Origin of the sequence: Hydrogenimonas sp. (genome assembly GCF_029933015.1) — a bacterium.
Lineage (GTDB): Bacteria > Campylobacterota > Campylobacteria > Campylobacterales > Hydrogenimonadaceae > Hydrogenimonas.
The window spans coordinates 1-11,492 of the sequence record NZ_JAOZOZ010000050.1; the positions used below are offsets into that span (position 1 = coordinate 1).

Consider the following 11,492-nt stretch of genomic DNA (forward strand, 5'->3'; position numbering starts at 1 on the left):
TGAAGTCGTCGTAGGTGAGCGGCCGTTTGGCGTAGGCGGCGATGTAGCTGAGGATCCCGAAGGCCCCCACGGAGCTGATGAAGTAGCTGAGCAGGTAGAACATGATCGCCGGCGCGGCCAGCTTCGATCCCAGCCCGATGGAGGAGAGCGCGATGAGCATGTATCCGCCGTGGACGATCGAGGAGCCCGCCAGCATCCGCTTGAGAATGTTCTGCGAAAGCGCCAGCCAGGAGCCGCCCAGAAGCGTCAGGACGGTGATGGCGGTGAGCATGTCGCTGCCGTGCAGTCCCGTATGGCTGAAATAGGCCAGATAGATGCGCAGCGCCACGGCGAAGAGCGCGATCTTGAAGGTCGACGCCATGAACATCGTCACCGGGAACGGCGATCCGTGGTAGACGTCCAGAACCCAGGCGTGAAAGGGTACGGCACCGATCTTGAAGAGGATCGTCACGAGCAGAAGCATGCCGGCCACCGTCAGAAGAAGACGGTAGTCGCCGGCGTGGTTGCGGACGAAGTCGCCGATCTCAGGAATCAGCGTCGTACCGGAAACCCCGTAGATCATGGCGCTTCCCAGAATGAACATGGCTCCGGCCAGAGAGCCGAGGACCAGATACTTGAACATCGCCTCGCCGCTGAGGGGATTGTTTTTGTGGTATCCCACCAGGGCATAGATGCTCAGCGACGCCAGCTCCAGGCCGATGAAGGCGGTGACGAGATCGTTGGCGTGGGCCAGTGTCGTCATGCCGAAGATGCTGAAGAGAAAGAGGGCGAAAAACTCGCCGTTGTAGTACTTGCGTTTCTCCAGATAGACACTGTTGATCAGCAGCGTGAAGATCCCTCCGGCCAGAAACATCAGATCGAAGAGGGTCGAAAAGTCGTCGATGACGTACATCTTTCCGAAGACTTCGTAAAAGGCGTAGCGCACCGTCCCGCTCCCGAACTGCGGCAGCTCGACGAAAAAGGCGACCGCCATGAAAGCGACCGCGATCCACTGGTAACGCTTCAGACCGATTCTTTTGACGGTACTGAGCATCAGCAGGACGAACGCCCCGACGACCATCAACGCCATCGGAAGGACGAGAATGAGCTGTTCCATCATGAAGCACCTCCGACGGTTTGCGCCAGCGTTTGGAGCATCTGCTGCAGCTGGGGTTCGAAAAGCGGGGTGAAGAGCGACGGGGCGATGCCCGTCACCACCAGCAGCAACGCGATCGGAGTCAACGTCAGCAGCTCGAGCGTCGTGAGATCCCCGAACTGCGCCGTATGGCGCGTGACGGGTCCGAACACCGTCCGCTGCAGCATCCAGAAGACGAAGAGCATCGCCGCGAGCATCGTCGTCGCCGCCGCGAAGCCGATGGCGATCCCCTCATGGAAAGCGCCGATGACGATCAGAAGCTCGCCGACGAATCCCCCCGTCCCCGGAAGCCCCGCGATACAGAGGGCGAAAAAGGCGAAGAGAAAGCCAAATCTTGGCGCCACCGAGGCGATGCCCCCCAGGTTGGAGATGTGGACGCTCCCGGTGCGGCGGTAGAGCAGACCGATCATCAGAAAGATCCCCGCCGAAGCGAGGGCGTGGGTGGCGATGAAGTAGAGGCTGCCGCTCCAGGCGTAGAGATTCGTCAGAACGATGCCCAGGGCGATGAGCGAAAGGTGCGAACCGGACGAAAAGGCGAACATGCGCCGCAGGTTGTTCTCCATGATCGCGTGGATCGCGTAGTAGAGCAGACCGGCGACGGCCAGCACGACGATGGTCGGTTCGTAGTAGCTCAGTGTCGGGCCGAAGAGTCCGTAACCGAAGCGCCACAGGCCGTAGACGCCCAGCTTCGCCATGATGGCCGAGAGTATCACCACGGAAGGCGTCGGCGCGGAGCTGTAGGCGGGCGCCATCCAGGTATGGAAACCCAGCAGCGGAATCTTGATCGCGAAGGCCAGCAGAAAACCCGCCGCCAGCCAGATCGAGGTCTTCGGATCGAAACTGAGCGTGGCCAGGTGGTCCAGAGCGAAACTCCACGCACCGTGGGCTTCGTAATACTCGTACCCCAGATAGAGGATCGAAAAGAGCATCGCCATCGAACCGAGCACCGTCATCAGCAGGATCTTCATGGCGTTGAAACGGTTCATCCCGTGGCCGAAGCGGCCGATCATGACGAAGATCGGCAGCAGCATCGTCTCCCAGAAGAGATAGAAGAGAATCAGATCCAGCGAGAGCACGGCCCCCGTCACACCCGTCTGCAGCAGGAGCATGTTGTACCAGTAGCCCTGTTTCTCGTAGTTCCACATGTAGAGGTACAGAAGCGGCATCAAAAAGGCGGTCATCAGCAAAATCACGAGGGAGAGCGCGTCGATCCCCAGATAGTAGGAGATGCCGTAGTTGTGGATCCACGGCAGACGACGGACGAACTGCATCCCCTCCGCGGCGGGATCGAAATGGAGCGTGAGATAGAGCGACAGGGCGAAAACCAGCAGTGCCGAGAGCATCGCACCCGCGCGCAGTATCGGAAACTTCACCCGAAAGAGCCCCATCAGAATCGCGAACAGCATCGGAAGAAAGACGATATAGCTCAGAAGCATCCCCATATCACTCTCCTCCGATGTTTTGAAGAATATAGAGCGAAAGGCCGCAGAGCCCCGCCATGAAATAGAGGGCGTACCACCTGACGCTGCCGTTTTGCAGCAGCGCGAAACCGGCCGAAGCCACTCTGTACCCCCCCACCGTCAGACCGATGATCCCGTCGATGATCCGGTTGTCGACGACTCTGTCGAGCAGACGGCTCAACCCCCTCAGAGGCCTGACGAAGAGCGCCTCGTAGATCTCGTCGACATAGAGGGTATGACGGAGCATCGTCTGCCACGCCGCGGCGTCGTGTGCCTCCCTCGGCGATCGCGCGAAGAGCCTGTAGGCGACGTAGATACCGGCCGAGGCCACGAGAAGGTTGAGCATGTCGAGCAGAAACTCTTCACCCGAGCCCAGATGGAGCGCCCGGTCGGGCAGATGCAAAAATCCGGCGAACCAGTTTTGCCCCCCATACGCTTCGGGCAGGCCGAAAAAGCCCGCGACAGCGCTGCCGACGGCCAGGACGACCAGCGGCCAGGTGACGGTTCTATCCAGCGGCGCGGGCTCGGCCTTTTCCCGTGGGGGTGCCACGAAGACGACGAAAAAGAGGCGGAACATGTAGTAGGCCGTCAGATAGGCCGTGGCGACGCCGACGGCCCAGATGAAGGTATGTCCCGAGGCGAAGGCGTGGGCCAGGATGGCATCCTTGCTGAAAAATCCGGCGAAGGGAGGGATGCCGGAAATGGCCAGCGTCGCGACGAGCATCGTCGCCGTCACCAGCCCCATCTTCTCCTTCAGGCCACCCATTTTGAAGATGTTCTGCTCGTGGTGCAGGGCGATGATGACGGCCCCGGCTCCCATGAAGAGAAGCGCCTTGAAAAAGGCGTGGGTGAAGAGGTGGAAGATGCCGGCGCTGTATCCGCCGAGCCCGACGGCGATGAACATGTAGCCCAGCTGCGACATCGTCGAGTAGGCCAGGATCTTCTTGATGTCGCTCTGATAGCACGCAAACAGCGCCGCCAACAGCGCCGAGGCGGCGCCGATGGAGGCGATGAAAAGACCCACATCCGGAACCGACTCGTACAAAAAGGAGAATCTCGCCACCATGTAGACCCCCGCCGTGACCATCGTGGCGGCGTGAATCAGGGCCGAGACGGGGGTGGGCCCCGCCATCGCGTCGGGCAGCCAGACATAGAGCGGAATCTGCGCCGACTTGCCCATGGCGCCGACGAAAAGCAGCAGCCCCACCAACGCCGTCATCGCCGGATCGACCGATCCGATATGCGCGGCGATGTCGGCGAAGGAGAAGCCCCCCTCCCCCACCAGCGCGAAGAGCAGTCCCAGGCCGCTGATGAAGCCGAAGTCGCCGATGCGGTTGAGGATAAACGCCTTGTTGGCTGCCTTGACGTTGGCCGGGTCCTCGTAGTACCAGCCGATCAGCAGGTAGCTCGCCAACCCCACCAGCTCCCAACCGATGAACATGACGATCGGATTGTCGGCCAATACCAGCAGCAGCATGCTTCCGAGAAAAAAGTTGAAATAGGCGAAAAATTTGCCGAAACTCTTCTCGCCGCGCATGTAGCCGACGGCGTAGATATGGATGACCGAGCCGACGAAGGTGACGATGAAGAGCATCACCGCCCCCAGCGCGTCGGCCGAGAGCGTAAGACCGATCTTCAGATCGCCTACCGAAAGCCACGTAAAGAGCGTCTGGCGAAAGGTTACGTCCGCGCCTGATGCGACGGCGTAGAGCACCTTCAGCCCCAGCGCGGCCGCCACGACCGGTCCGGCGACACCGAGAGCGGCATAGAAGGTGTCGAGCCTTCTGGTACGGGGAAACGTCAGGTGTAGCAGCCCCAGTACCAGCGCGCCCGTAAAGGGAAGCAGCAGAATCCAGCCCAAAAGCTGCGTCGTCTGAAGTGTCATGACAACCTCCTCTGGGCCAGATCGGTGAAGGCGTCACTGTCGACGGTACGTTTTTTGCGATAGAGCTGAACGATCATCGCCAGAAAGAGGGCCGCTTCGGCGGCGATGACGCCGATAATGAGCAGGGCGATCACCGAACCACCCATGTCGGGATGCAGGCGGGAGAAGGTGGCCAAAACGATATTGACGGCATTGAGCATCAGTTCGATCGACATGTAGACGACGAAGATGTTCCGCCGGCTCATGACGCCTACGGCACCGATGCCAAAAAGCAGCGTCGCCAGCGCCAGAAACGATTCAGGATTCAATGTCATAGGCCTGCTCCTTTTTCCCGATGATGATCGCCCCGACCATGGCCGCCAGCAGCAGGAGCGAAAGAATCTCGAACGGCAGCACCCAGTCGGTAAAAAGCGATTTTCCCACCGCTTCCGCACTGCCGAAACCTTTTTGGGTTTTGGGAAAAGCGTTCGCGACCGATACGAGCGTTTTGTAGAGCAGCCAGCCGAAAGGGGCCGTCAGAACGGAGGCGCCGACGATCCACACCCCCTTGAAACGCTCTTTCGGAAACTGCTCCTCTTTAAGGTTGACGGTCAAAATGACGATCAGCGTCAAAACGACGACCGCCCCGACGGAGACGAGTATCTGCGCCAGGAAGAGAAACGACTGGTTCAGCAGTGCGAAAAGGCCGGCCACCGCCAGCAGAACCGCCAGAAAACCGATGGCATTGGTAGCAGGCCGCCGGGCGATGACGACGGTCAGCGCTCCCACGACCAGAAACAGTCCCAACAGAGTCAATATGATTTTTTCAGGCACGGCTCGTATCCTCCCCGAATGCGCTTTTGTGGGCGAGAAGCTGCTCTTTGGTCAGAACGAAATCCTCCCGCCTCTTGCCCGTGACGGAAAAGATGCCGGTATCCATCCGGATCGCGTCGCAGGGGCACGCTTCGACACAGTAGCCGCAGAAGACACACTCGAGGGTGTCGATCTCGAAAATCTGCGGCATCTTCTCCTCGATACCGTCCGTCCGCTCGGTGGCGACGATATGGATGCACTGGGCCGGACAGGCGGTGGCGCACATGAAACAGGCGACACAGCGGATCGACCCGTCCTCGCGATGGGTGAGCCGGTGCAGCCCGCGGTAGCGCTCGGTGATGTCGGTGGGCTGCTCCTCGGGATACTCCAGCGTCTCGACGGCGTTGATGTCGGCGACATTGACGAAGAGGTGTTTGGCCGTGACCTTCAGACCCTCGAAGATCGCGGGCAGATAGAGCCGTTCTTTGGCCGTTTTGTTGTAACGGGGGACGGTTTTGACGCGGTTTGTCACGATGCACCTCCCATTATGAAAACACGCGAGGCGAACAAAGTCCGCCTCACTACGCTGACGCTGTGTCCACTTCGGCAGCGGGCCCGCCGCGCTGGCGCGGCTTGAACACTCCGGCACGGCAAAGCCGCGCCTACGCGTTCGATAAAGATCTTCCACTTCATGACAAGACTCCTACGACCACGATGGCGGTGACGAAAATGTTCAGAAGCGACAGGGGCAGCAGATAGCGCCATCCCAGCGTCTGGACCTGATCGTACCGAAAGCGCGGCAGCGTCCAGCGGACGACGATGAAAAAGATGTTGAAGGCCATCAGTTTCATGACGAACACGGCGATCTGCAGCAGCGTCACGGCCACCGTCGTGGCGGCCGAACCTTCCGGTAATGTGCTGATATATATTAATATCAAGTCGATCACGACGGTCATCGCGATCAGTACGACACTCAGCACCTTCGTTTCGAAGTGGCGTCCCCAGTCGGTCGAGACGGTCGGACGCACCGTGTTGTTCTTTTTCATCCAGCGGATGAAGAACCATACGAACAGAGGAAGCGCCACGACGATCGTCCACGCCACGGCGGAAAAATGCGCCGTCAGCGTTTCGGTGGAGAGCCATGGGAGCTGGTAGCCCCCGAAGAACATCGTGACGATGACGGCGCTGGCGGTGTTCATCGCCACGTACTCTCCCATGAAGTACATCGCGAACTTCATCGCCGTATACTCGGTCATGAAACCGGCGACGATCTCGCTTTCGCCTTCGGCGACGCTGAAGGGGGCGCGGTTGGTCTCCACGAAGAGCGCCACGATGACGACAATGGCGGCCAGCGGCTGCACCAGCGCCCCCCAGGCCGGCAGAAAGCCAAGCACCGTACCGCTCTGCCAATGCACCATGGCGTTGAAGTCGATCGTCCCGTAGGTGAGGATCATGCTGATGACACCCAGCCCCAGGGCCAGCTCGTAGCTGACCATCTGCGACGCGGAGCGCAGGGCCCCCAGCAGAGAGTATTTGTTGTGGCTCATCCAGCCGCCGAAGACCATCCCGATGACACCGACGGAGCCGATGGCCAGATACCAGAGGATCCCGTACTCCACCGGCAGCGCCTGGATCTTCATCCGCTCGCCGTACAGCACCAGGTCGTCGGCGAAAGGAATCACCATGAAGGCCAGCAGCGCCGAGGCGAAGGTGATCATCGGCGCCAGCACGAAGAGCCACCGCCCCTTGCCGATGTGGGAGGGGTAGTACTCCTCCTTGACGACCAGCTTGATCACGTCGGCGAAGGATTGCACCACCCCGCCCAGACGAAAGCCGAAGAGATTGGTGCGGTTGGGGCCCAGGCGGTCCTGGATGAGGCCGCAGACCCGCCGCTCCAGCCAGACCAGCACCGGGATCATCAGAAGCGCCAGGAGCGCCGCCAGGACGATGGTCGCCAGGGTCACGACGATGGAGAGCGTACTCATACCAGACACCTTTCACCCAGATCCCACGCCTCCAGCCATGTCATGAGGGTCGGCACCGGATCGTTCGGGAAGAGTGCCTGTTCGCACCGCTGTTCGATGCCCGCTTCGTTGACCAGCGTACCCGAGGTTTCGCTCCATGCGGCGATGGGCAGGGTCAGGTCGGCGAAGGTTTCGGGCCGATGGGTCAGCAGATCGATTTGGCGGCGTGCCTTCACATCGCCCGCGGCGGGATGGTTGAAGTTGATCAGCAGCACCTCTCCCCGAGAGGATGGCATCGACGTGTCGATCCCCAGTCTCTCCACCCCTTTGGCGTTGGCGGCCCGCATCGCACTTTTGAGCCACGCGTCTTCGAAGGCGGGGTCCCGGTAGGCATCCAGAGGGGCGTGGAGTTTTCCTCCGATCCGGTTGGCGAAGATCTGGACCATCTCCAGCTCCTCGATGTAGAGGTTCGCGTCGGCCAGCACCACGATCCGTCCCTGCCACGATTCGACCATCTTTTTCATCTGTGCCGCCGCTTCTTCGAAACCGATGGAGGAGGATTCCGCCCGCGCCTCCCGCAGACGGTTTTCCTGAAGCGCCTTGTAGCTCAGGCGCCCTTCGTCGCAGATGAAGTGGCCGTTGATATCGGGATTTTTCCTGGGACGGAAACGGTAGATCGTGTCGTCTTCGAACTTGGTTTTGGCGTGGTCGATGTAGATGGCGCACCCCGTGGCGCAGCCGTGGCAGACCGAGGGGGTGGAGGTGAGAAACCAGACCCGCTGTTTGAAACGGAAATCCTTGCTGGTCAGCGCCCCGACCGGACAGAGATCGACGACGTTCATCGCGTAGCCGTTTTCGAGCTTCCTGCCCGGAAGCGTGGCGATGTGGGAGTGGTCGGCACGCTCCACGACCCCCAGCTCGCCCGTTTTGACGATATTTCCCGTGAAACGCACGCACCGTTTGCAGAGTACGCACCGCTCCTGGTCGAGCATGACGTTGCGTCCCAGGTCGAGATGTTTCTCGAAGTGGAGTTTTTCCGCTTTGGGAACCTTCCCGTGATAGAGGCCGTACTCCATGTAGTAATCCTGCAGGCTGCACTCGCCCGCCTGGTCACAGACGGGACAGTCGACCGGGTGGTTGACCAGCTGGAGCTCCAGGATGCCGCGTCGCACTCTGCGGATGTTTTCGGTGTCGGTACGGACGATCAACCCCTCTTCGACGAAAGTGTCGCAGGAGATCTGGGGCCGCTTCTTTCCTTCGATCTCCACCATGCACATCCGGCAGTTGCCGTCGGGACCCAGCGCTTCGTGGTAACAGTAGTAGGGGATCTCGAAACCGTTTTCCAGAAGCACCTGGAGCAGGATCGCCCCCTCTTCCGCTTCGATCGTCCGGTCGTCGACCGTGATTTTCACCATTTTTTTGACCTTTTCGCTCATGCCATACTCCGTAGACGGGCCTGGAACTCGTCACCGAACTTTTCGACGAAGGCGTCGATGACACCCGAAACCGCCGGGGCGAAGACACAGATCGTCTTGCCGTTCATCGTCCAGGAGATGTCGAGCATCTTCTGCAGATCGGCCGCTTCGGCCTCGCCCCGTACCACGGCGTCGGCGATGCGGTCGACCCAGCCGGTCCCCTCCCGGCACGGTGTACACTGCCCGCACGATTCGTGGTGGTAGAAACCCAGCAGGTTTTTGAGCGCCTCCACCATGTCGACCGTCTCGTCCATGACGATCATCCCGCCGGTGCCCAGTGAACTGCCCAGACTCTTCATACTCTCGTAATCCAGCCGCGCTTCAGCCGCTTCGGCCGCCGTCAATACCGGGGTCGAGGCGCCGCCGGGAATGACCGCCTTGAGCGCCCTGCCCCCCTTGATACCGCCGCCGAAACGCTCGATATACTCCATCATCGGCGTGCCGAACTCCGCCTCGTAGACGCCGGGACGCTCCACATGGCCGCTGAGGGCGAAAAGCATCGTACCGGGACTCTTTTCGGTGCCGTAGCTCCGGTAGGCTTGTGGCCCTTCGGCGACGATGAAAGGGACCGTCGCGATCGTCTCCACGTTGTTCACCAGCGTCGGCCGTCCGAAGTACCACTCCGGCTCTTTCCGGTGGGGTTTGAGGCGCGGGTGGCCCCGTTTGCCCTCCATCGACTCCAGCAGGGCCGACTTCTCGCCGCAGATGTAGGCCCCGGCCCCCCGGTGGATCGTCACGTCGAGCCGCCAGTCGTGCCCCATCGTCTTTTCACCCAGGATGCCCGCCCCGTAGGCTTCGTCGATCGCCTTTTGCAGGACCTTCTGAAAGTCGTGATACTCGCCCCGGATGTAGATGTAGGCGTCATGGGCCCCGATGGCGTAGCAGGTGAGTATGATCCCCTCGATGAGCAGATGGGGGTCTTTGGTGATGATCTGCCGGTCCTTGAAGGTCCCCGGCTCGCTCTCGTCGCAGTTGACGGCCAGGAACTTCACCGGGTCGGGATGCTGCGCCGCCAGTTTCCACTTGCCGCAGGCCGGCGCCCCGCCGCCCCCTTTGCCCCGCAGGCCGCTTTCGCAGACGGCGTTCAGCACCGCTTCGGATCCCATCGAAAAAGCCTTTTCCACAGCCTTGTAGGCCCCGTGTTCCAGGGCCACGTCCAATCGGTCGACATCTGGAACGTCGAACCGACGGCTCACAATCTTTACCTCTCTCATACCACGCCCTTTCCACCCCAATGACCAATGACCAATGACCAATGACAAAGAAGAAGTTTCATCGAAGCTCCTTCAATATTTCGTCCACCTTTTCGGGTGTGAGGTTTTCATACAGCGTGTCGTCGATCTGCATCACCGGCGCCGTCCCGCAGCTGCCCAGGCACTCCACCTGCGAGAGGGTGAACCTGCCGTCCTCGGTGGTCTCCCCCACTTCGATACCGAGCCGCTCCTTCAGGCGCTCCAGCACGCCGCTTTGGCCGCAAAGCGCGCACGAAAGGGTGCGGCACACCTTGATATGATGCCGGCCGAGCGGCTTTTCGTGAAACATCTCGTAGAAGGTGACGACACCGTAGACCTTCATCGGAGAGACCCCCAGCCATTCGGCCACCGCCTCCATCGCTTCGACCGAGATGAAACCCTCCTGCTCCATCACCTTCCAGAGCGCGGGCAGCATCAACGCCTCTTTGGAGGGATACCGCTTCGCCAGCGCTTCCAACTCCCGTAAATTCTCTTCCGTAAACGCAAAACCCATTATCTCTCTCCCCAGGCGGCAAAGCCGCCTCCCAATGACCAATGACCAATAACCAATAACCAAAGAATCATCGATCCATCTCCCCGGCGATGATGTTCAGGCTTCCCAGCGTCATGATCGCGTCGGCCACCTGGTAGTCGGTGATGATATCCGGATAGGCCTGCATATGCAGGAAACTCGGCGCGCGCACCTTCACCTTGTAGGGTGTGCCGCTTCCGTCGCTGACGATGAAAAAGCCCAGCTCCCCGTTGGCCGCCTCGAAAGCGCCGTAGTGTTCCCTGGGCGGTACCTTCACCCCTTCGAAGATCAGTTTGAACTGGTCGATCGTCCCTTCGATCGTGTTGTAGACTTCCGGTTTGGGCGGCAGGGTGACGGCCCTATCGTCAACGCAGACGGGGCCTTCGGGCATCCGTTCCACCGCCTGCTCGATGATGCGGATACTCTGAAGCATCTCCTCGAAACGGACCATCATCCGGTCGTGGGTATCTCCCACGCTGCCGACGACCATCTCGAAATCGAAGGTGTCGTAGTGATAGCACGGATCGGCGAAGCGCAAGTCGAAAGGGACGCCGCTGGCCCGAAGGTTGGGCCCCGTGAAACCGCGGCTCACCGCCTCTTCGGCCGAAACCGGGGAGATATCCTGGACGCGCTCGTTGAAGATACGGTTTTTCGCCACCATCACCAGCGTCTCGTCGATGCCCTTACGCACCTTTTTCAGCACGTCGTCCAGATCGTCGCGCCAGCCCTCATAAAGGTCGTGGGCCATACCGCCGACCCGCATGAAGCTGTTGGTGAGCCTCGCCCCCGTCAATCGGCTCAAAAAGTCGTAGGCGTCGTTTCGGGGGTTGAAGAGATACCAGTAGTTGGTCTGCGCCCCCATGTCCAGCAGTCCCGCCGCCAGGCAGACCAGATGGTCGATGATGCGCGAAAGCTCGGCGAGGATCACCCGGATGAAAACGGCGCGGTCGGGCAGCGTGAGCCCCAGCATCTCTTCGACGGTCTTGACGAAGGCGATGTTGTTCATCAGGGCCGAGC

At 60.6% G+C, this 11,492-nt stretch carries 10 protein-coding genes and 1 pseudogene; all 11 read right to left on the reverse strand.

Annotated features, from left to right (window positions below; translation table 11 throughout):
• The coding region (locus tag Q1K23_RS04970; protein WP_300362946.1) for an NADH-quinone oxidoreductase subunit N at positions 1 to 1,099 on the reverse strand (1,099 nt) is incomplete at its 3' end.
• Positions 1,096 to 2,577 (reverse strand): NADH-quinone oxidoreductase subunit M, encoded by a 1,482-nt coding sequence (locus tag Q1K23_RS04975; protein WP_300362948.1) that lies wholly within the window; start codon positions 2,575 to 2,577, stop codon positions 1,096 to 1,098. The genes Q1K23_RS04970 and Q1K23_RS04975, both read right to left, overlap by 4 nt.
• A gap of 1 nt (position 2,578) precedes the next feature.
• On the reverse strand, positions 2,579 to 4,480 hold the full coding sequence (gene nuoL / locus Q1K23_RS04980; RefSeq protein WP_300362950.1) for an NADH-quinone oxidoreductase subunit L: 1,902 nt from the start codon (positions 4,478 to 4,480) through the stop codon (positions 2,579 to 2,581).
• Complete coding sequence (gene nuoK, locus Q1K23_RS04985; RefSeq protein WP_366522645.1) at positions 4,477 to 4,788, reverse strand: NADH-quinone oxidoreductase subunit NuoK; 312 nt, start codon at positions 4,786 to 4,788, stop codon at positions 4,477 to 4,479. The genes nuoL and nuoK overlap by 4 nt, the downstream gene beginning before the upstream one ends.
• The gene (locus Q1K23_RS04990; RefSeq protein WP_300362953.1) at positions 4,778 to 5,293 is read right to left on the reverse strand and encodes an NADH-quinone oxidoreductase subunit J; all 516 of its coding nucleotides are present in this window, start codon (positions 5,291 to 5,293) and stop codon (positions 4,778 to 4,780) included. The genes nuoK and Q1K23_RS04990 overlap by 11 nt, the downstream gene beginning before the upstream one ends.
• The gene (locus Q1K23_RS04995) at positions 5,286 to 5,804 is read right to left on the reverse strand and encodes an NADH-quinone oxidoreductase subunit I (protein ID WP_300362955.1); all 519 of its coding nucleotides are present in this window, start codon (positions 5,802 to 5,804) and stop codon (positions 5,286 to 5,288) included. Before Q1K23_RS04995 ends, Q1K23_RS04990 begins: the two co-directional genes overlap by 8 nt.
• A gap of 157 nt (positions 5,805 to 5,961) precedes the next feature.
• Entirely contained in the window at positions 5,962 to 7,257 is a 1,296-nt protein-coding gene (locus Q1K23_RS05000; protein ID WP_300362957.1) for a complex I subunit 1 family protein, read from the reverse strand.
• The gene (locus Q1K23_RS05005; RefSeq protein WP_300362959.1) at positions 7,254 to 8,672 is read right to left on the reverse strand and encodes a 2Fe-2S iron-sulfur cluster-binding protein; all 1,419 of its coding nucleotides are present in this window, start codon (positions 8,670 to 8,672) and stop codon (positions 7,254 to 7,256) included. The genes Q1K23_RS05000 and Q1K23_RS05005 overlap by 4 nt, the downstream gene beginning before the upstream one ends.
• Entirely contained in the window at positions 8,669 to 9,925 is a 1,257-nt protein-coding gene (gene nuoF, locus Q1K23_RS05010; RefSeq protein WP_300362961.1) for an NADH-quinone oxidoreductase subunit NuoF, read from the reverse strand. The genes Q1K23_RS05005 and nuoF overlap by 4 nt, the downstream gene beginning before the upstream one ends.
• Before the next feature lie 58 nt (positions 9,926 to 9,983).
• Entirely contained in the window at positions 9,984 to 10,457 is a 474-nt protein-coding gene (gene nuoE / locus Q1K23_RS05015; RefSeq protein WP_300362962.1) for an NADH-quinone oxidoreductase subunit NuoE, read from the reverse strand.
• 67 nt (positions 10,458 to 10,524) lie between these two features.
• Positions 10,525 to 11,492: pseudogene (locus tag Q1K23_RS05020) on the reverse strand (NADH-quinone oxidoreductase subunit C); the annotation flags it as partial.

What these genes read in the sequence shown, in the direction of transcription:
- Q1K23_RS05000 (WP_300362957.1), bottom strand. Translation starts at nt 7,257, where the DNA reads ATGAGTACGCTCTCCATCGTCGTGACCCTGGCGACCATCGTCCTGGCG.
- nuoL (WP_300362950.1), bottom strand. Translation starts at nt 4,480, where the DNA reads ATGACACTTCAGACGACGCAGCTTTTGGGCTGGATTCTGCTGCTTCCC.
- nuoE (WP_300362962.1), bottom strand. Translation starts at nt 10,457, where the DNA reads ATGGGTTTTGCGTTTACGGAAGAGAATTTACGGGAGTTGGAAGCGCTG.
- Q1K23_RS04975 (WP_300362948.1), bottom strand. Translation starts at nt 2,577, where the DNA reads ATGGGGATGCTTCTGAGCTATATCGTCTTTCTTCCGATGCTGTTCGCG.
- Q1K23_RS05005 (WP_300362959.1), bottom strand. Translation starts at nt 8,672, where the DNA reads ATGAGCGAAAAGGTCAAAAAAATGGTGAAAATCACGGTCGACGACCGG.
- nuoF (WP_300362961.1), bottom strand. Translation starts at nt 9,925, where the DNA reads ATGAGAGAGGTAAAGATTGTGAGCCGTCGGTTCGACGTTCCAGATGTC.